This window comes from Streptosporangiales bacterium (assembly GCA_009379825.1).
Lineage (GTDB): Bacteria > Actinomycetota > Actinomycetes > Streptosporangiales > WHST01 > WHST01.
On sequence record WHTA01000011.1, the window covers coordinates 20,632 to 40,059 of the forward strand.

18 protein-coding genes and 1 tRNA gene are annotated in these 19,428 nt (G+C 69.4%); 10 read left to right on the forward strand and 9 right to left on the reverse strand.

The window, feature by feature from the left end; translation table 11 throughout:
• Positions 1 to 10: 10 nt before the first annotated feature.
• Genes GEV07_08000 through GEV07_08015 form a run of 4 tightly spaced genes read right to left on the reverse strand, consistent with a single transcriptional unit; the run spans position 11 to position 3,888 of the window.
• A complete protein-coding gene (locus tag GEV07_08000) occupies positions 11 to 1,168 on the reverse strand; it encodes a CoA transferase (protein MQA02649.1) in 1,158 nt (385 codons plus the stop codon).
• A 38-nt stretch (positions 1,169 to 1,206) separates the two neighbouring features.
• The gene (locus tag GEV07_08005; GenBank protein ID MQA02650.1) at positions 1,207 to 2,247 is read right to left on the reverse strand and encodes a PhnD/SsuA/transferrin family substrate-binding protein; all 1,041 of its coding nucleotides are present in this window, start codon (positions 2,245 to 2,247) and stop codon (positions 1,207 to 1,209) included.
• A 13-nt stretch (positions 2,248 to 2,260) separates the two neighbouring features.
• Positions 2,261 to 3,100 (reverse strand): ABC transporter permease subunit, encoded by an 840-nt coding sequence (locus GEV07_08010; protein ID MQA02651.1) that lies wholly within the window; start codon positions 3,098 to 3,100, stop codon positions 2,261 to 2,263.
• Complete coding sequence (locus tag GEV07_08015; protein MQA02652.1) at positions 3,097 to 3,888, reverse strand: ATP-binding cassette domain-containing protein; 792 nt, start codon at positions 3,886 to 3,888, stop codon at positions 3,097 to 3,099. Before GEV07_08015 ends, GEV07_08010 begins: the two co-directional genes overlap by 4 nt.
• A gap of 320 nt (positions 3,889 to 4,208) precedes the next feature.
• On the opposite strand from GEV07_08015, the gene GEV07_08020 reads away from it, so the two are divergent.
• Positions 4,209 to 4,664, forward strand: coding sequence for a GNAT family N-acetyltransferase (locus GEV07_08020; protein MQA02653.1), 456 nt, complete (start codon positions 4,209 to 4,211; stop codon positions 4,662 to 4,664).
• 6 nt (positions 4,665 to 4,670) lie between these two features.
• On the opposite strand, the gene GEV07_08025 is transcribed toward GEV07_08020, so the two are convergent.
• From GEV07_08025 to GEV07_08035, 3 genes are all read right to left on the reverse strand, one after another.
• Positions 4,671 to 5,750: an acyltransferase family protein gene (locus GEV07_08025; GenBank protein MQA02654.1), complete on the reverse strand. Its 1,080-nt coding sequence runs from the start codon at positions 5,748 to 5,750 to the stop codon at positions 4,671 to 4,673.
• A gap of 225 nt (positions 5,751 to 5,975) precedes the next feature.
• Positions 5,976 to 7,139, reverse strand: a complete 1,164-nt coding sequence (locus GEV07_08030) for an acyltransferase family protein (protein ID MQA02655.1) — start codon at positions 7,137 to 7,139, stop codon at positions 5,976 to 5,978.
• 185 nt (positions 7,140 to 7,324) lie between these two features.
• Complete coding sequence (locus GEV07_08035) at positions 7,325 to 8,284, reverse strand: sigma-70 family RNA polymerase sigma factor (protein ID MQA02656.1); 960 nt, start codon at positions 8,282 to 8,284, stop codon at positions 7,325 to 7,327.
• Positions 8,285 to 8,532: 248 nt separating this feature from the next.
• On the opposite strand from GEV07_08035, the gene GEV07_08040 reads away from it, so the two are divergent.
• From GEV07_08040 to GEV07_08060, 5 genes are all read left to right on the forward strand, one after another.
• The gene (locus tag GEV07_08040) at positions 8,533 to 8,922 is read left to right on the forward strand and encodes a VOC family protein (protein ID MQA02657.1); all 390 of its coding nucleotides are present in this window, start codon (positions 8,533 to 8,535) and stop codon (positions 8,920 to 8,922) included.
• 93 nt (positions 8,923 to 9,015) lie between these two features.
• A complete protein-coding gene (sppA, locus tag GEV07_08045) occupies positions 9,016 to 10,737 on the forward strand; it encodes a signal peptide peptidase SppA (protein ID MQA02658.1) in 1,722 nt (573 codons plus the stop codon).
• Positions 10,738 to 10,797: 60 nt separating this feature from the next.
• Complete coding sequence (locus GEV07_08050) at positions 10,798 to 13,401, forward strand: hypothetical protein (protein ID MQA02659.1); 2,604 nt, start codon at positions 10,798 to 10,800, stop codon at positions 13,399 to 13,401.
• 31 nt (positions 13,402 to 13,432) lie between these two features.
• Complete coding sequence (locus GEV07_08055; protein ID MQA02660.1) at positions 13,433 to 14,092, forward strand: oligoribonuclease; 660 nt, start codon at positions 13,433 to 13,435, stop codon at positions 14,090 to 14,092.
• 43 nt (positions 14,093 to 14,135) lie between these two features.
• Positions 14,136 to 14,208 (forward strand) — tRNA-His (locus tag GEV07_08060).
• A 179-nt stretch (positions 14,209 to 14,387) separates the two neighbouring features.
• Here the strand turns inward: GEV07_08060 and GEV07_08065 are convergent.
• Positions 14,388 to 15,200: an alpha/beta fold hydrolase gene (locus GEV07_08065; protein MQA02661.1), complete on the reverse strand. Its 813-nt coding sequence runs from the start codon at positions 15,198 to 15,200 to the stop codon at positions 14,388 to 14,390.
• Between the two features lie 237 nt (positions 15,201 to 15,437).
• Here GEV07_08065 and GEV07_08070 point away from each other — a divergent pair, with 237 nt between their 5' ends.
• Genes GEV07_08070 through GEV07_08080 form a run of 3 tightly spaced genes read left to right on the forward strand, consistent with a single transcriptional unit; the run spans position 15,438 to position 17,214 of the window.
• Entirely contained in the window at positions 15,438 to 16,313 is an 876-nt protein-coding gene (locus GEV07_08070) for a hypothetical protein (protein ID MQA02662.1), read from the forward strand.
• A complete protein-coding gene (locus GEV07_08075) occupies positions 16,262 to 16,555 on the forward strand; it encodes a hypothetical protein (GenBank protein MQA02663.1) in 294 nt (97 codons plus the stop codon). The genes GEV07_08070 and GEV07_08075 overlap by 52 nt, the downstream gene beginning before the upstream one ends.
• Complete coding sequence (locus GEV07_08080; GenBank protein MQA02664.1) at positions 16,552 to 17,214, forward strand: response regulator; 663 nt, start codon at positions 16,552 to 16,554, stop codon at positions 17,212 to 17,214. Before GEV07_08075 ends, GEV07_08080 begins: the two co-directional genes overlap by 4 nt.
• Positions 17,215 to 17,233: 19 nt before the next feature.
• Here GEV07_08080 and GEV07_08085 read toward each other — a convergent pair whose 3' ends face one another.
• Complete coding sequence (locus GEV07_08085) at positions 17,234 to 18,073, reverse strand: FCD domain-containing protein (GenBank protein MQA02665.1); 840 nt, start codon at positions 18,071 to 18,073, stop codon at positions 17,234 to 17,236.
• Between GEV07_08085 and GEV07_08090 the strand changes: the two genes are divergently transcribed.
• Positions 18,072 to 19,409 carry a hypothetical protein gene (locus GEV07_08090; protein MQA02666.1) on the forward strand — a complete coding sequence of 446 codons (1,338 nt, stop codon included), beginning with the start codon at positions 18,072 to 18,074 and terminating at the stop codon, positions 19,407 to 19,409. The genes GEV07_08085 and GEV07_08090 overlap by 2 nt on opposite strands.
• The last annotated feature ends 19 nt before the right edge of the window (positions 19,410 to 19,428 follow it).

The following is a 19,428-nucleotide window of genomic DNA, read 5'->3' on the forward strand; positions in this document are numbered from 1 at the left end:
TGTCCCCTCATCAGATGGCGCCTCGCTCCCGGAGCGCCGCGATGCGCTCCCCCGTCACTCCTGCTTCCCGCAGGACCTCGTCGGTGTGCGCACCGAGCGGCGGCCCGGTCCAGCGGATCGCGCCAGGGGTGCCGGACAACCGGAACAACAGGCCCTGCATCGACACCTGGCCGAGCTCGTCGTCGGGCAGCCGGACGACGCTGCCGCGGTGCTGCACATGTGGATCCGCGACGACGTCCGCCGCACTGTAGATCGGCGCTACCGCCACCTGCGCCTCAGTGAACGCTGCAACCACGTCGTCGGCGTCGCGCGCGGCGATCCACGACCCGACGGCCTCGTCGAGCTCGTCGGCGTGCTGCGCGCGACCGCCGCCGGTCGAGAACCACGGCTGTTCCACCAACTCCGGGCGACCGACCAGCCGCACCACGCGTTCCGCGACGTTCTGCGCGCTCGTAGAGATCGCCAGCCACCTGCCGTCGCGGGTGCGGTACGTGTTGCGCGGCGCGTTGTTGACGCTGCGGTTCCCTGTCCGTTCCTGCACCACCCCGAGCTGGTCGAAGTCGATGACCTGCGACCCGAGCACGGTGAGGATCGGCTCGTAGAGCGCCAGGTCGATGACCTGGCCCTGCCCGGTGCGCTCCCGCGCCCACAGCGCGGTCATGACCGCGTAGGCACCGGTGATCGCGGCGATCCCGTCCGCCAGGCCGAACGGCGGCAACGTCGGCGGGCCGTCCGGCTCACCGGTGATGTGTGCGAACCCGCTCATCGACTCGGCGAGGGTGCCGAAGCCGGGGCGTGAGCTGTACGGGCCGTCCTGCCCGAAACCGGTCGTACGCAACAGCACGAGCCGCGGGTTCACCCCGCGGAGGACGTCCCAGCCCAAGCCCCAGCGTTCCAGCGTGCCGGGGCGGAAGTTCTCGATCACCACGTCGGCACTACGCACCAGGGCGAGGAAGATGTCGCGGCACTCTTCGTCGCCGAGGTACAAGGTGGCGCACCGCTTCCCGCGCGACAGCATCTTGTTCCACAGCGCGACGCCGTCCTTGCTGCGGCCGTGCCCGCGCGCCGGATCGCCGCGCGGATGCTCGATCTTCGTCACCTCGGCGCCCTGGTCGGCAAGCAGCGTGGCGGCCAGCGGCCCGGCGAACAAGGTGGCGATGTCGAGCACCTTGACGCCGGTGAGTGCCGCCTGCTCCCCCTCCTCGGTCACTTCATCACCTGGTCGGTGACCGTGGTCGTGTACGACTCCTTCGAAGGGACCTTCAGCTTCGGCTCGACCTTCTTCTCGAACCGGTACGCCGCGTCCGCGTCCTCGGCGTCGACGGCGACCGACTTCGGTGTCGCGGACACCACCTGCTCGAACGCCTCCTCGAACTGCTCGTCGGAGAGCTGCTTGTACTTCTTCCTGACGACCTTCTTCGCCTGCTCCGGGTCACTGTGGATGAGCTCCACGGCCTTGTTCAGCGCACGCGAGTAGCACACCAACGCGTCCTTCTTCTTCTCGAGCGCTTCCTTCGACGTGAGCGCGGTGAGCCACAGGATGTCGTCGAACGCAGGTACCGTGCCTTCGGACAGGTCCAGGGCGACCTTGCCGTCCCCCTTCTCCGCACCGATGATCGACGCCGGCGGCGAGATGACGTAGGCGTCGATGCTGCCCCTGGCGAACGACGCGACCATCTCCGACGATCCGCCGGTCGCCACGATCTCGACGTCCTTGTCCGGGTCGAGCCCGTGCTGCAGGAACAGGTAGCGCATGATCCTGTCGGTCGAGCTGCCCGCCGACGTGATGCCGACCTTCTTGCCGCGCAGCGCCTCGACGACCGCCTCCTCGCTCTCCTCGTCCGGGGCGATGTCGGACTTCATCGTCAGGCCGTAGAGCAGGCTGTCCATGACGGTGGCGAAGGTCAGCACCGGGCCGCCCTTCTCCCGGGTGGACAGCACCGTCGGATGCGTCGACAGCGTCACGTCGGCGCTGCCGCCGACGAGCGCCTGGATCGCCTCCGAGCCACCGCCGAGCGCGATCCGGTCGATGGTCAGGCCCTGCTTGGCGAACATCCCCTTCGCGGCCGCGATCTCGTCCGCGATGTAGAGCATGCTGCCGTCGGTGGCCTGGCTGATCCGCAGCGTCTGTCCCGCGCACGGACCATCGGCGGACGCGGCCTGCTTCGGCTTCTGACAGGCTGCGCCACTCAGCACCAGCGCCCCGACTGCGACTGCGCACCCCATAGTGCGCGTGAGCTTGTTCATGACCGACTCACTTCTAACGACTCGAGTAACGCTCTGCACGGGTGACCGCGATGTTGATCACGACCGCGACGACCATCAGCACCACGACGGCGGCGAAGGTGCCCGCGGTGTCGAACGTGTTCGCCGAACGCTTCAGCAGGTAGCCGAGACCCTCGTTCGACGCGGTGATCTCACTGACGACCGCACCGATGAGGGAGTAAGGAACGGCGAGCCGCAGGCCGGTGAAGACCCAGCTCGCCGCGGCGGGCACGATGACCTTCACCAACCGGTCCTTGCGGTTGGCGCCCATCAAGGTGACGACGTCCAACAGCTCCTGGTCGACGTTCTTCGCGCCGGAGAAGCTGTTGTGGAACACCAGGAAGAAGACCACGACCGCGGTGAGCGCGACCTTCGACTCCAGCCCGATGCCGAACCAGAGGATGAACAACGGCGCAAGCGCGAGCTTCGGCAGGCTGTTCGCGGCGATGACGAGCGGGTTGAGCACCTCGGCGAGGAACGGCGACCGACCGAGGACGAAGCCGACCGTCACGCCCGCGGCACCACCGACGACGAAGCCGAGTGCCATCGCCTGCAACGTCGCCGAGCCGTGCGTCCACAGCGACCCGTCGATGCACCACGTCCAGAGCTTGGTCAGCACGGCGGACGGGCTGGAGATCCAGAACGGGTCGATCAGCGCGCCCGAGCACAGCTCCCACCCGGCGACGGCCACGGCGACGAGCACGGCACGTACGACCCACACCCAGCCCATGCGTTTCCTGCGCCGCACCTGCAGCTGTTGTGCGTCCGCCGTCTCCGCGGCCGTGCGCCGCGCGGATGCTTCCTGATCGGTGGTGTCCATGGCGGTGACACTCATGAAGCGAGCTCGTGTTCGACGTCGTCGGCCAGTGCCGCCCAGAGTTCCTCGAACAGCTCCGCGTACCTCGACTCGAACCTGATCTTGAACATGTCGCGCGGCCTCGGCAGGTCGATGTCGCGGATCAGCCGGATCCGCCCTGGACGCTTCGACATGACGACCACGCGGTCGCCGAGCGCGATCGCCTCGCCGATGTCGTGCGTCACGAAAACGACCGTGGAACCCGTACGCTCCCAGATGCGGTGCATCTCGGCCTGGAGTACGGTCTTCAGCTGCGCGTCGAGCGCGCCGAACGGTTCGTCGGCGAGGATCGCCTCGGGCTCGTAGACGAGCGTCCTGGCGAGAGCGACCCGCTTGCGCATGCCACCGGACAGCTGCCGGGGATACGCGTCGGCGAAGCTGGTGAGCCCGACCAGGTCGAGCATGGCGTCCACCCGCTCGGCGATCTCGCCTTTGTCCAGACCACGCAGCTCGAGCGGGAGCGCGACGTTGCGCCGCACCGAACGCCACGGCAACACGTTGTCCTTCTGGGTGATGTAGCCCACCTTGGTGTTCGGCGCGGTGACCGGCTCGCCGTCGTAGTGGACGGCACCGTCGGACGGCGCCATCAGGCCCGCCGACATGTTCAACAGCGTCGACTTCCCACAACCGCTCGGGCCGACGACACAGCAGAACTCGCCGCGCGCCACCTCGAGGTCGACGTCCTCGACCGCGGTGAACATCGAGCGGTCGCGCTCGAACCGCTTGGCCACCCGCAGAAGGCTGATCAGCGTTGATCGCTCGTCCATGCCCACTCCAGTTGGAGGTACTTACCGTAAGTTATACGGTAAGGCCGTCCGCGAAGCAACGTGATCGCTCTCACCGTCCCCGCCCGGGCAGCCGTCACCACCACAGTCGGCGCGAGCGGATGTTCCTGGCCTGACTCAGCTGGGACATCACGCCATCGGCTTCGAGTCGGCGCCTCGCACCGCACGCAGCGGGCGCCTGCAGGCGTTCGGCCTGGAGGAACCGATTGCGGATCGGCCGTTGCCCGGCCTGGGTGACTCCTCGGCGCGGACGTAGCCCGAAGCTACAGTTTGATTGTTCGCAGAACGAGAGGGGGCAGTGCGTGCAGATCGCCGTCGACGACCTCACCGGCACGAAGACCGCCGAGTTCCTCGCCGAGCACCTCGACGAGATGCGCGCCATCACACCGCCGGAGAGCGTGCATGCGCTCGGCCTCGACGAACTACGCGAGCGCGGCGTGACATTCTGGTCGGCGACCGACGGCGGCACGGTCGTGGGCTGCGGCGCACTGAAGCGGCTCGACGCGACGCACGCCGAGCTCAAGGCCATGCGGACGAAGCAGGCGCGCAAACGAAGCGGTGTCGCGTCCGTCCTGCTCGCGCACATCCTCGACGAGGCCAAGCAGCTGGGTTTCACCCGGCTGAGCCTGGAGACCGGGTCGACCGACTCCTTCCTGCCCGCCAGGCGGCTGTACGAGAAGTTCGGCTTCGAGTACTGCGACCCCTTCGCCGGCTACCGTCCCGACCCGCACAGCGTCTTCATGACGAAACTCCTGTGAGACGGGTCACCGTCGGTCGGCGGCGGACCGCAGCCGGAACAGCCAGTCCAGCCTGGGCTCGGCGAACGGCTGGACGAGCTGGGTGACCGGCCGACTGGAGAACAGGAACACCAGGCCCACCGCGAGCGCGACGACCAGAGCACTGCCGGCCACCGTGTGCAGCCACGCCGGTTCGTACAGGCCGAACCCGGCCGCGCCCTTCACCACGAACCGGTGCAGCAGGTACACGTACATCGTCGCCGCACCGAGACCGGTGAACCAGGTGAAGCGCCGTGGCACGACGGCGAGGAACGCAGTGAGCAGCACGAACCCGAGCGCCAACGCGCAGGCGCGATGCCCCAGGCCGGACAACGCCGACACGCCGATCTGCTCGTAGCTCTTGTCGTAGTACAGCCAGACCCTGCCGCCGTCCTGCGCGAACAGGTACGCACCGGCGAGCGAGAAGAGCAGCGCCGGGATCGCTAGCCCCCTGGCCAGCTTCGTACGCACCAGGTCGAAGTAGCGCTTCGGCATCATCAGGCCGGCGACGTAGAACGGCAGGAAACCGAGCACCCGACTCGGGTCGAACGAGGACGGCAGCTCGGTGAGGCCGGCAGCCAGCGAGATGGCGACCGCCACCGCCACTGCGACCACCGGGTGCAACGCATTCCACATCGGGACGCTCAATCGCCAGAACAGCAACGCGATCAGGAACCACATCGCGAACGACGGGTCGAGCGGGCTGATCACGATCTCGGTGCCACTGGTGAAGTCACGCAGGATCTCGTAGCTGAACTCGAAGATCAGATACGGCAGCACGATGCCGGTGATCAACCGGCGCCCCTGGTGCGGCTTGCCGGTGAAGTTACGGGACAGGTAACCGGAGATCAGGATGAACACCGGCATGTGGAACGCGTAGATGGTGACGTAGAGACCCTTGGTCGCCGGCACGTCGCGCAGCGGTTCGATCGCGTGGCCGATCACCACGAGCACGATCGCGAGGAACTTCGCGTTGTCCAGGAACGGGTCGCGGACGGGCGAGCGGTCGGCTGGCACCGACACCGCCGTCGGCCTGTCGTGCGGGAGCGCGCGCACGTCAGTGGCCACGTAACTGTCTCCTTGTCACGTCCGGGAGCAGGCCTTTCGGACGCGACGAAACGCCGGAACAGCAGGAACCAGCACCGGTTCAGCGCACGACCGGGCTGGCAAGATGTCGCTCGCACAGCGAGCCGACACGCGACAGACGACGCCTCACGAAGAGCTCAGGCATGCAGGAAAAGGGCTCCGGCGGTCGACGGCACGTATGTCACAGTACGGTAACAGCACGGGCAGTCAGACCCGCGCGCGGGTGACCTCCGGCTGTCGTGACTGCGACGGGCCGAGCAGCCAGTCCAGCCGGGGCTCCACGAACGGCCGCGCGAGCCGAACAACCGGAGGAGAGGACAGCAACAGCGTCACCGCGACAGCGAGGAGCACGACCAGGCCGGTCCCCGCGACGGTGTGCAGCCACGGCGCGTCGTACAGCCCGACCGATGTGGCGCCCTTCACTACGTACCTGTGCAAGAGATAGACGTACATCGTCGCCGCACCGAGTCCAGTGAACCACATCGACCGCCGCGGCACCACCGCCAGGAACGCGGTGAGCAACACGACCCCCAGCGCCAGCGCGGCTGCCCGGTTGCCCATCCCCCAGAACGCACCGAGACCGACCTGCTCGTAGCTCTTGGCGTAGTAGATCCACAGGCTGCCGTGCTTGGTGAGCTGGTACGCACCGAAGACCGCGCCGAACAGTACCGGCAGCGCCAACGCCCGGACGCCCCTCATTCGTACGAGCTCGAGGTACCAGTCCGGCAGCACCAGGCCGGCGACGTAGAACGGCAGGAAGCCGAGCACCCGGTACAGGTCCAGCTCGCCGGACAGATCGGTCAGCGGCACCAGCATCGAGACGACCACGGCCACCCCGACGGCGAGCCCCGGCGGCATCGCCTTCCACAGCGGCACCGTCAGCCGCCAGATCAGCAGCGCGACGAGGAACCACATGGCGAAGGACGGGTCGAGCAGGCTGACGGCGACCTCCTGGCCGCGGGCCACGTCACGGAGGAGCTCGTAGCTGATCTCGAACACCAGGTACGGGATCACCACGCCGTCGAGCAGCCGCCGCGCCTGTCGCCGCGCACCCGTGAAGCCGCGCGAGAGGTAGCCGGCGATCAGGATGAACACCGGCATGTGGAACGCGTAGATCGCCATGTACGCGCTGTTCGCGGCTGGCACGTCGCGCAGCGGCTCGATCGCATGCCCCACGACCACCAGCGCGATGGCAAGGAACTTCGCGTTGTCGAGTAACGGGTCACGTGCCGGGGGACGCTCGACACCCACCGACGAGGTTGGGCAGCCTTGCGAAACCGTACCCGTGCCCGTGGTCACCCGATCTCCCGTCCAACTTCGAGGGCACCTGCTCGAGCGAGGCTCGACGCCGAGGAGCAGCGTTCGACACACGAAGAGAGTTCAGGAACAGGCAGAGCGCCCCGGGATACCGACAACCACATAAGTAAAGGGACGGTAACAGACGTGGGGAGGTCTTTGCAAAAAATTTACTATCAGCTCAGTCGGATTTACCGACTATAAAACAGAAAGAACGCGCCGCCCCGAGACGGGACAGCGCGCTCCATGCGGTTGGTTGCTCAGGCCGCGTCGCGACCGTCGAATCCTTCGATGCTTGCGTACTTCTTCAGCTTGGCCAGCGCCTCGCGCTCCAGCTGCCTGATCCGCTCCCTGGTCAGGCCGAGATTGCGGCCGATCTCGGACAGCGAGTGCTGCCTGCCGTCGGAGAACCCGAACCGGGCCCGCACGATCGTCGCCGAGCGCGGGTCGAGCCGCTCGATCAGAGTGTCGAGGTTCTCCCGCTGCGACGCCGCCACGACGATCGACTCCGGCGACGGCGCGTCACCCTCCTCGACCAGCTCGCCGAGGCTGGTGTCCTCGTCGTCACCGACCTTCGCATCCAGGCTCAGCGGCTCGCGGGCCCAGCCCACGAGCTCCTCGACCCGCTCGAGCGGCATGTCGAGGGCCGCGGCCAGCTCGTCGATCTCCGGGTCACGTCCCAGCTGGCGGGTCAGGGCGCGGCGGGTGGACCCCATCCGGTTGAGCTCCTCCACGACGTGCACCGGCAGGCGCACCGTCCTGGCCGTCTGCGCGATGGCACGGGAGATCGCCTGGCGGATCCACCAGGTGGCGTACGTCGAGAACTTGTAGCCGCGGGCGTAGTCGAACTTCTCCACCGCGCGGACCAGGCCGGTGTTGCCCTCCTGCACCAGGTCGAGCAGCGGCATCTGGTGACCGCCGTACCGGCGTGCGACCGACACGACGAGGCGGAGGTTCGCCTGGATGAAGCGCTGTTTGGCCCGCTGTCCCTGCTCCGCCAGCGCCGTCAGCTCGGTCTTCGTCACACCCTTGGGCACCTTGTCGGTCTCGAGCAGGTGCTCGGCGTACAACCCAGCCTCGATGGCCTTGGACAGCTCGACCTCTTGGACAGCGTCGAGCAACGCAGTGCGGCTGATCTCGTCGAGGTACGTGCCGACGAGGTCCCGCTCCGGAATCTGCTCTTCGTACTGGATCGTCACTGGGCGAACTTTCCCCTCGATCTAGCCCCCACCGTCGTCACTGATGAGAACGCACGAGGACGGCTGGAGATTCCACCAAATCCGGGCCATCTCGTACGGCAACACATCAGTCCCATTGATAACCACGCGCGAGGGCCTTACGCGGGGGACGGGCGTGATGCATCTCACTATCGAACGCAGGTTCGACTATACCGGCTGGGGTGAGAAGCCGTCGCGGTTGGCGTGTGGCAGCCTTTGGCGGACCCGCCACCTGACTGGGAGATCCTGACATGACCAGTAAGTTCACCGAGCTTGCGATCGACTGTGCCGATCCCAACGGTCTCGCCCGGTTCTGGTGCGCGGTCCTTGGCTACGAGGTGAAAGACGAAGACGACGGAATTGTCGCAATTGGCTCCCCGATGGTGCCTGAAGGCAAGAACCACCTCGGCCCAGTGCCACCGACGTTGACATTCGCGCACGTGCCCGAGGGCAAGACCAGCAAGAACAGGCTCCACCTCGACGTCAACCCAACCGACAGGGAGCAGGACGAAGAGGTCCTTCGCCTGCTCGACCTGGGTGCTCGACACGCCGACGTCGGGCAAACCGGCGATGAGAGCTGGGTCTGTCTCACCGACCCGGAGGGGAACGAGTTCTGCGTTCTTGCGGGTCGCCACCCCTGACCGGAGGCCGCACACCGCGCCAGACCTACCGTGCCCCTCCCCGTAGGGTGTGACCAGGCAGCTGTCCTGGCCAGCGGAAGCGGAGGCAACGACGTGAGCACCCAGAGCTCCCTCCTCCTCGAACAGCTCCGGACGGCCAAGCGGCGGCGGAAGGCACCGCTTGTCCTCGAGGTCGACCTGACCCAGCCGCTCGTCGAAGGCGTGCCGCACGATCCGCTCACCGCCGCGCTCTCGTTCCGCAAGCACACGCTGCGCGGCACCATCGACGCGCTCCACCGGGCCGGCCGCGACCCCCGGGTACGCGCTCTCGTCGCGAAGGTCGGCGGCAACACGCCGCTCGGGCTCGCCCGGGCGCAGGAGCTGAAGGAGGCGGTCGCCGCATTCCGGGCCGGCGGCAAGCCGGCGTACGCGTGGGCCGAGACGTTCAACGAGTTCGGCCCGGGCAACGGCGGGTACCTGCTCGCAACCGGGTTCGACGAGATCTGGCTGCAGCCGTCCGGCGCCGTCGGCCTCACCGGCGTCGCCGCCGTACAGCTGTTCCTGCGGGAGGCGCTCGAACAGGTGCGGGCCAAGCCGCAGTTCGGGCAGCGGCACGAGTACAAGAACGCGGTGAACCTGCTCACCGAGTCCGGGTTCACCGGGCCGCACCGGGAGTCCGTCGAGGCCATCGTCACGTCCAGCACCGCGCAGCTGGTCAGCGGCGTGGCCGAGGGGCGCGACGTACCCGCCGCCGAGGTGCGCGGGCTGGTGGACCGCGGTCCGCTGCTGGCCGCCGAGGCGCACAGCGCCGGCCTGGTCGACCACCTCGGTTACCGCGACGAGGTCTACGACACCGTCCGGCACCGCGCCGGCAGCGACGCCGAGCTGCTGTACCTGTCCCGGTACGGGCGGTCCGGCATCGACCAGCTGACCAAGCGGGTGGCCACCAGCGACCACGACGCGGTCGCGCTCGTGCACGTCACCGGCGGGATCCACCTCGGCCGCAGCGGCGGCGTACGGCCGTTCTCCGCCCAGACGGCGGGCTCGGACACCGTCGCCGCGGCGATCAGGGCGGCGGTCCGTAGCCCGGAGGTGCGCGCGATCGTGTTGCGCGTGGACAGCCCGGGTGGCTCGTACACCGCGTCGGACACCATCTGGCGTGCCGTCGGCCAGGCGAGGGCCGCCGGCAAGACGGTGGTCGCTTCGATGGGTGAGGTCGCCGCGTCCGGCGGGTACTACGTGGCGATGGGCACGCACGCCATCGTCGCCGAGCCGCTGACGCTCACCGGCTCGATCGGGGTGCTCGGCGGGAAGGTCGTCCTCGACGACCTGATGCGCAGGTTCGGCGTCGCGCGCGAGGGGGTCACCGGCGGCGAGCACGCGCTGCTGTCTTCGCCGCTCTACGAGTACAGCGACGCGGACCGGGACCGGCTGAACAGCTGGCTCGACCACGTATACGACGACTTCACCGGCAAGGTCGCGGTCGGGCGGCGGCTGTCGCGGGAGCGGGTGCACGAGCTCGCCCGCGGCCGGGTCTGGACCGGCACCGACGCGCACGAGCGCGGCCTCGTCGACGAGCTCGGTGGCCTCACCCACGCGATCGAAGTGGCCAAGCGGTACGCCGGCATCCCAGCGACCGTACTGACGCCGGTGCGCGTCTTCCCGCGGATCTCGCCGCTGACGCAGCTGCTGCCGGCCCAGTCGAGCGAGGACGCCACGGCGGTGACGGCGAGCCTCAGGACGTCCGGTTGGGGGATCTTCGCCGGCGTCGCCGCGCAGCTCGGCCTGCCGGTTTTCGGGCCGTTGAGCCTGCCCGGTGACTGGCGGTTGCACTGACGGGAACCGGGCGTACCGGACACCCCTCGGCGTGCAGGCGCGACTGTACGCTCGGGTCCCATGAACGAGGTTCCCGCCGGCTGGTACCCGGATCCGTATGGTGTGCCGGGCCTGCTGCGGTGGTGGGACGGTTACCAGTGGGCCGCGGAGACCGCGCCGATGCCCGGCGAGATGCAGCCGGGCGCGGCCGAGGACGCGGCGACCGTCCATCCGGAGCCACCAACCGCCGAGTTCGGCGACGCCTCGGGCGTCGGCTGGGAACCCCAGGCCGAGCCACCACCATGGACCGGTGACCACCAGCCACCGATGACCGACTGGCAGCAACCCCCACCGGACGAGTACCCACCAGGCCCGGCTCCGACGCCGACCCTGCACCACACCCCGCCGGCCGTCCCCTTCGACCAGCAGCCAGCGACCGACCCGCACGCCCCGCAACCACCGCCCTGGCCGGCGCAACCGGCCCCTGCCGACACCGGCCTGGCATACCCGACCCCCGACCCCGCCGCGGACCCGGCCGCCCAGTGGCAACAATCGGCGGCCAACCCCGCCAGCACCGCAGCACCCGAGCCACCAGCTACCGAGTGGCAACAGCCAGCAGCGGACCCCGCCGCCCAGTGGCAACCCCCGGCGGACCCAGCTGCCGCGTGGCAACAACCCGCGGCGGCCCCCGCCGATGCCACCTGGCAACAGCCCACGGCCGACCCGGCCGGCGCTGCAGCACCCGAACCGCCGGCTACCGAATGGCGGCAGCCAGCAGCGGACCCGGCCGCCCAGTGGCAACAAGCCGCGGCCGACCCAGCCAGCGCCGAGCAGTACGCGGCACCCGACCCACCGACCACCAACTGGCAACCCCCAGCGGACCCAGCTGCAGCGTGGCAACAGCCCGCGGCTGACCCCGCCGATGCCACCTGGCAACAGCCCGCAGCCACCGAGCCGCCGAGCACCGAGTGGCAACAAGCGCCAGAGCAGGCCGACGCCGGGTGGCAACAGCCCGCGGCGGACCCCGCCGATGCCACCTGGCAACAGCCCACGGCCGACCCGGTCGGCGCTGCAGCACCCGAACCGCCGGCTACCGAATGGCGGCAGGCGCCAGAGCAGGCCGACGCTGGGTGGCAACAGGGCGCGGCCGAACCGCCGGCCACGGAGTGGCAGCAGCCCGCCGACCTGGAGGGCGACACCTGGCAGTCCGCCAGCCCCGAGCAGGCGCCCGCCGACGCTCCACCGGACACCGGGTGGGAGCCCACGGCCAACACTTGGCAGCCGTCCCAGGACATGCCGCAACCATCGGCCCAGTACCCGGCAACCGAGTGGCAGCAGGCGCCGGAGCCGGTCGGTGAAAGCTGGCAACCACCACAGCCGCCGACCTACCACCTCGAACACGAACCGGCGGCGCAAGAAGCACCGCAACCGCCGACCCACCACCTAGACCAAGAGGCACCGGCCGGCGACGCCTGGCAACCGCCGACCCACCATGTCGACCAGCAACCCGCTGATGGGCAGTATCCGGGGCACGCTGCCACCCAGTGGCAACCGGCGGAACCGCCCGTCGACGCGGCGCCGCCTCCCGAGCCGCCGACCCACCACCTCGACCAAGACCCACCCGCCGACGACGCATGGCAGACACCGCAACCACCGACCCACCACCTCGACCAAGACCCACCCGCCGACGACGCATGGCAGGTGCCGCAGCCGCCGACCCACCACCTCGGTCAGGAGCCTCCCCCGGTCGCCGGGTGGGAGGCCGACGGTGATGGGTGGCAGGCGTCGCCGTATGTGCCGGAGCCGCCGACTTATCATCTGGACGGGTCCGGTGCCGGTGAGCAGGAGGCGTACGCGCCCGCGCCGCCCACCGTTCACCTCGGGCAGGAGGGCGCTGCCGACCCGTACGCCGGTCTGCAGGCGGCGTGGGAACCCGAGGCCGAGTACACCACGTACCAGCAGCAGGAAGCGCCGCCGCCGAAGAAGAAGCGCCGCGGTGCTCTCGTCGGCGGCATCGCCGGGGGGCTCGCGCTGGTGCTGGTCCTCGGCCTGCTCGGTGGCTGGTTCTACCTGAACCGCGACGGCGAGCCGACCACGAAGCCGACCAACGGGCCGTCGAAGCCGGCGAAGTCGCCCACCGACGAGCCGAGCAAGACCCGACCGTCGGGTCCGCGGGTCACCGCGGGTGCGATCTCGTACACCCAGCTCGACGGGGACTGGACCGAACCGGCGAGTACTCCGGTCGACGAGCTCACCGGCAGCAAGGGCCAGACCCAGACCACCCAGCGGAACGCGATCAAACCACGCAACGACTGGGTGGCGCAGGTGACGGTCGGCACCATGGCGAAGCGGTTCGACTACTCCGGCCCGGACGACCTGCAGTCGACGACCGAGTCGTTCGCCGAGTCCGTCGAGAGGAACTACTACAAACCGATGACCGTGACGCGCGGCGACGAGCAGCCGAAGGAGATCACGGTGTCCGGCAAGCAGGGCTACGAGATGAGGTTCGACCTGGAGTTCGAGGACCGGCCGGACGGCTTCGAGGCCACCGGCGAGACCGTGTACGTCGCCGTCATCGACGCCGACCCGCGGCCGGTCGGCGTCTACATCACCGTCCCCGACAACAAGCCGGAGCTGGAGTCGAGCATCGACGACGTCGTCGCGAGCCTCCAGGTAGGTTCGTAGTCGAGTCATCGCCAACCCATAGAGTGAAGGTATGAACGACCGACTTGTGTGGGTCGACTGCGAGATGACCGGCCTCGATCTGAAGCACGACGCGCTCGTGGAGATCGCTGCGTTGGTCACCGACCAGGACCTGAACGTGCTCGGCGACGGTGTCGACGTCGTCATCCGCCCGCCCGCCGCCGCCATCGAGCAAATGTCCGACCTCGTCCGCGAGATGCACACCTCGTCCGGCCTGCTCGGCGAGCTACCGAACGGCACCTCGCTCGAGGACGCGGAGAACCAGGTCCTCGACTACATCCGCGGGTGGGTGAGCGAACCGGGCAAGGTGCCGCTGTGCGGCAACACCATCGCCACCGACCGCGCGTTCATCGCCAGAGACATGGGCGCGCTGGACGAGCACCTGCACTACCGGATGATCGACGTCTCGTCGGTGAAGGAGCTGGCTCGCCGCTGGTACCCGAGGGTGTACTTCGCCAGCCCGGAGAAGCACGGCGGCCACCGCGCGCTCGCCGACATCCGCGAGTCGATCGACGAGCTGCGCTACTACCGCGACGCCCTGTTCGTCCCCCAGCCGGGGCCCGACAGCGAGACCTCCAGGCAGGTCGCCGCCGCGATCATGGCCAACCCCACCGGCGTGCCCGCGGTGCCGTCCGCCGGCACGAACTCGCCGCCCACCGGCACGTCCGCCTGACGCACCAGTAGACTGGTCGCCGGCCGTCGGCGAACGGCACATGGTGGGCGTAGCTCAGCTGGCAGAGCACCTGGTTGTGGTCCAGGGGGTCGTGGGTTCAAGTCCCATCGCTCACCCGCAGGTAAGAGGCCCTTTCCGCACGCTCGGAAGGGCCTTTTCCTTGCGTACAGCACGGAAGTACAGCAGTTAGGTGCCCGCGAGCACTACGGAAGGTTGGACAAAGCCAGGACGTCAGGTGGCTCCGCCCTCGCCGGTCGCGCCGTCCACCGGGTTCCGGTCGTGCGCCGACGGCAGGTCAGCGGACGGACCGGTCGGCCAGCCGCTCGACGGCGGTGACCAGCTCGGAGCCGGCGAGCATGACGTCGTCGTTGTGGCCGGCGCCGGTGACCTCGACGATCTCGATCTGGCCGGCGGCGGCCTCGGCGACCGCCCGGCTCTGCGCTTGCGGAATGATCGTGTCAGCAGTGCCGTACACGACCGTCGTCGGCACGTCGATCCCCGCGATCTGCCGGGCGATGGGATAGCGGTCGCGGAGCAGCAGGCGGACCGGAACGATCGGGTAGTGCCGCTGGCCTACCGCGGCCAGGTCCTCGTACGGCGAGCGCAGGAGCAGCCCGGCTGGCGGGTGCTCGGCGGCCAGCTCCACGACCACACCGGTGCCGAGCGACTCGCCGAAGTACAGCAACCGTTCGGGCGGGACATTCTGGTCATCGACAAGGAACCGGTAGGCAGCCCGGATGTCCCTGGCCAGGCCTTCCTCGCTGGGACTGCCGGGGTTGTCGCCGTAACCGCGGTAGTCGAACAGCAGCACGTCGAATCCGGCGTGGCTGAGCGCCGTCGCCGTGGGTGCGCGGCCGGCTCGGTTCCCGGCGTTGCCGTTCGCCACCAGAACCGTCACGTCGCGCCGGGCGCCGGCGGCGGGCACGTGCCAGGCCCCGAGCTCGAGCCCGTCCGAGGTCCTCAGGCTGACGTCTCGCGCACCGGGGATCACGTCGCCCGCGGCTGGCACGTCGCTGCGGTCGGGCAGGTAGATCAACTGGCGCTGAAAGAGCCACAGCAGTGCGAGCAGCAGCACCACGACCCCGGCGACGACCACGAGCCCGCGCACGACCCTCACGACGCTCCTCCTCGAGCGATCTACCAAGAAACGGTAGAGCGTGCCGCATGTGTCGTCGAAGACGGCCCTGGTGACACGTAGTCACGCTGGTGCCAGGGGCTCCCTCAGCCCACAAGACATCATGGGAAACCAGGCCGTGCGGCCGGCGTCGGGCACGGCGTACGCAGCTCGACGTAGATCGGGTCGGAACCGGCGACTTCGGGCCGGTGCGCTGCCTATGCTGCTCGCGTGGCAGGACGACGCCCGTGGCCACCGTGGCCGGATCTCGTGGTCGCGGCGCTGGGCGCCGCGGTCGTCGGGTTGGGCACCGTTCACGTGGCCGCAACCCAGGACGCGCCGCGGCCGTTGGATGCGGTCGCGGTGGTCGTCGCGGTCGGCGCGGCGCTCGCGCTCGGCTGGCGACGCCGGGTGCCGCTGCTCGCCCTCGCCGCCAACGTCGCGCTCGTGGGCGGTTACCTGCTCGCCGGCTACCCGTACGGGCCGATCCAGCTGTGCATGGTCGTCGCCATGTTCGAGGTGGCGCGGCGACGCGAGCTGCGGGTGTCGCTGCCCGCCTGCGCCGCCGCCGTGGCGGGCACGGCCGCGGCGCTGCTGGCCCGCGCGATCCTGCCGGCGGACGTGCCGGTGCTGCTGCTGGCCGTGTGGGCGAGCTGGTTGGTCGTCCCCTGGTCGGTCGGGGCGCTCGTCCAGGCCCGTACCGCGGCGGCGCAGCGCGCCCTGCGGGAGCTCGCCGCGGAAGCGGCGCTCGCGGAACGCGTCCGCATCGCAAGCGAGGTGCACGACGTGGCCGGACACGCCTTCTCCGCCGTGGCGATGCAGGCCAGGGTGGCGCTCCTGGTGTTCGACGAGGACCCGCCGCAGACCCGCAGGTCGCTGGAGGCGATCCAGGCCACGAGCGCGACCGCGCTCGGTGAGCTACGCACCATGCTCGACGTGCTGCCAGGCTCGGCACAGCACCGCGTCGGCCGGCCGGCCTGGCCGGGCTCGACGCCCTGGTCGCGGACGTACGCGCCGCCGGCCTGCCGGTCGAGCTGTCCACCACGGCGACGGACGTGCCCGCGCAGGTCGGCCAGGTCGCGTACCGGGTCGTGCAGGAGGCGCTGACCAACGTGCTCCGCCATGCAGGGCCGACGACCGCAGAGGTGTCCGTACACCGGGACGGCGACGCCCTCACCGTGCAGGTGCTCGACCGCGGCGTCGGCCCGGCCGGGGACACGGACGGCCGCGGCCTGGCCGGCATGCGCGACCGCGTGCGACGGGCCGGCGGCGAGCTGGTGGCGCTGCCGCGCACCGACGGCGGGTTCGCCGTCACCGCCCGGCTGCCGCTGCCGGAGGACGCACCGTGATCCGGGCGGTGCTGGCCGACGACCAGGCCGTCGTACGGATGGGGCTGCGCGTCGTCGTCGAGCGGGAGGCGGACATGACCGTCGTCGGTGAGGCCGAGGACGGCGCGGCCGCCCTCGACCTGCTCCGCGCCACCCGGCCGGACGTCCTGCTGCTCGACATCAGGATGCCGGGGATGGACGGCCTGCAGACGCTGCAGGAGATCGCCGCCGACGCGACCCTCGCCGACACCAAGGTGATCGTCGTCACCACGTTCGAGATCGACGAGTACGTCTTCCGTTCCCTGCAGCTGGGCGCGAGTGGCTTCGTGCTCAAGGACACGCCGCCGGCCGAGCTCGTCCACGCGATCGAGGTCGTGGCGGCCGGGGAGGCGCTGCTGTCGCCGTCGGTGACGCGCCGGATGATCACGCACTTCAGCCGGCAGCCGGCTCACGTCGACACCCCGGTCGCCGGTCTCGACGACCTGACCGAGCGGGAACGGGAGCTGGTCGCGTGGGTCGCCACCGGCAAGTCGAACCAGGAGATCGGCAGGGAGCTGTTCATCAGCCCGGCCACCGTGCGCACCCACGTCGGCCGCGCCATGCTGAAGCTCGGCGCGCGGGACCGGGCCCAGCTCGCGGTGTTCGCGATGCAGGCCGGACTGACGGTCCCGCGCTCCTGATGATCCGCCTACCCGAGCGTCAGGCCTCTGCCTCGGAGTCCAGCAGCCCGCGCCAGTAGCTGTCCGCGCTCTGCAGGTGCCGCTCGAGCAGGTCGACCGCACGGTCCTCGTCCCGCGCGGCGAGGGCATCGAAGAGTCCTACGTGCTCGTCGTGCGACTGCCGACACCGCGCGGGCTCCCTGAAGAAGTACTCACGCCGTTTCTCTGTCATGTAGTAGAAGACGTTGACCAGACGGAACAGCACCTGGTTATGCGTCGCCTTGGCGATCTCGCAGTGGAAGACGCGGTCGAGCCTGGCGATCGAGCCGCCGGCCTCGATCTCGGCCGCGGAGTCGTCGAGGCAGGCGCGGAGCGCCTCGATGTTGGCCTCGGTGTGGCGCACGCAGGCGAGCCGGACGGCCTGGACCTCCTGGATGCGGCGGACCTCGACGATCTCGCCCACCTCGTCCTTCGACAGCGGCACACCGATCTGGGCGAACAGTGCCAGCGCCTCGATGCTCGCCGTCTCGGTCGTCATGTAGATGCCGGACTTCGGCCGCCGCTCGATCACCCGCAGCGCCTCGAGCGCCGCCAGCGCCTCCCGCATCTGGGCCCGGCTGGTCTGGAACCGGTCGGCGAGCTGGCGTTCGGACGGAGCGCGCTCGTCCGGCGCGTAACCACGGGCGAGTAGGAACGGCACGAGCTGCGCGACCAGCGTCTGTTGGTCCGTCCTCGCTGCCTCGCCAACACTCACGCGATCTCCTCTCCGCCGCAGTGCTGGGAATGCTATCCACTCCCCGTCGCAGAATTGGTCTTTCCAATCTGGCCTGACCAATTGTACGCTCACTGCCAGCTGCCGAGCGAAGGGCAACGTCGCCATGAACGCAACCAGCTCCCCGACCGCCACCGTGTCGCCACCGCCGGTCCCCACCGGCTGGAAGGGGTACCTGAAGGGCGTAGGCCCCGGCCTCGTCGTCGCGATGTCATGGCTGGGGACCGGCGATCTCATCGACTCCTCGGTCGCCGGCGGCAACTACGGGTACGCGTTGATGTGGGCGATGACGCTCGCCTGCATCACCAAGTACTTTTACGCGAGCGGTCTCGCGAAGTACCAGCTTGTGCAACAGGTTCGGGGACATCACGCCGCTCGCCGGGTTCCGCAGGCTGTGGCGCTGGTCCCGCTGCTGCTCGGCATCGGGGCGCTGATCACCGGCTTCGTGTTGCAGACCTACATCGCGCGGGGCATCGGCACCGCGCTGTTCCACCTCAGCGGTGGTCTGGGTGGCGACCGCTGGGGAGTCGCCATCTGGACCACCGTCGGGATCCTGCTGACCATCGGCCTCGCGCTGAGCAAATCGCGCCAGTACCGGATCCTCGAGTACGTCGCGCGGGCCACCGTGGTCGTCCTCATCCTCACCTTCGTCACGACCGCCGCCGTCAACCGGCCGGACGCCAGCGAGCTCGGCGCCGGCCTGTTGTTCTCCCTGCCCGAGGACCGCGGCGTCTTCAGCTCGCTGCTCGTCGCGGTCGCCCTCGTCGCCGCGATCGGCAGCTCGATCGGCACGCTCCTCTACAGCGAGTTCGTCAGGGACAAGGGCTGGGTCGGACCGCAGTACCTGAAACTGCAGCGGTTCGACCTGGCGGTCGGCCTCGGCGCCACCGTGCTCATCAACCTGGCCATCTGGACGGTGGCCGCGGAGACGTTGCAAGGCACCGGGCGCACCATCGAGAACGAGCAGCACCTCAGCGACATGATGGCGACGGCCGTGGGCTCGATCGGCCCCACCCTGTTGTGGATCTCGTTCTTCTTCATCACCTTCAGCTCGTTCCCCGCGTACGGCCGCGGGTACGCGACGCTGTTCCTCTCCGGCATCCACAGCAGTTTCGAGAGTCGCGGCCAGCGGTACGGCAGCCCGGAGAACGACCCGCTCTACAAGTGGATCCAGTTCGGCCTGCTCTACTCGGTGCCGGTGGTCTTCGGCCTGCCGATGTTCTCGAACCTGGTGGCACTCACCGTCGCCGGCAACTCGGTCGCCGGACTGCTCGCGCCGTTCGTCATCATCGGCATCCTCGTGCTTACCAGCCGCAAGTCGATGATGCAGGACGGTTACGCCAACCGCCCGTGGGAGATCGCCGTGCTCGCCGCCGTCGGTCTCTTCGCCGTCTGGGCGTCCTGGGGAGTGGTAAAGGGGCTGCTCTCCATGCTGCCCGGCTAGCCACTCAACCACGACCAGG

Coding starts and splice junctions, on each gene's coding strand:
- GEV07_08005 (MQA02650.1), bottom strand. CDS start 2,247: ATGAACAAGCTCACGCGCACTATGGGGTGCGCAGTCGCAGTCGGGGCG.
- GEV07_08010 (MQA02651.1), bottom strand. CDS start 3,100: ATGAGTGTCACCGCCATGGACACCACCGATCAGGAAGCATCCGCGCGG.
- GEV07_08015 (MQA02652.1), bottom strand. CDS start 3,888: ATGGACGAGCGATCAACGCTGATCAGCCTTCTGCGGGTGGCCAAGCGG.
- GEV07_08040 (MQA02657.1), top strand. CDS start 8,533: ATGACCAGTAAGTTCACCGAGCTTGCGATCGACTGTGCCGATCCCAAC.
- GEV07_08050 (MQA02659.1), top strand. CDS start 10,798: ATGAACGAGGTTCCCGCCGGCTGGTACCCGGATCCGTATGGTGTGCCG.
- GEV07_08055 (MQA02660.1), top strand. CDS start 13,433: ATGAACGACCGACTTGTGTGGGTCGACTGCGAGATGACCGGCCTCGAT.
- GEV07_08090 (MQA02666.1), top strand. CDS start 18,072: ATGAACGCAACCAGCTCCCCGACCGCCACCGTGTCGCCACCGCCGGTC.
- GEV07_08085 (MQA02665.1), bottom strand. CDS start 18,073: ATGGCGACGTTGCCCTTCGCTCGGCAGCTGGCAGTGAGCGTACAATTG.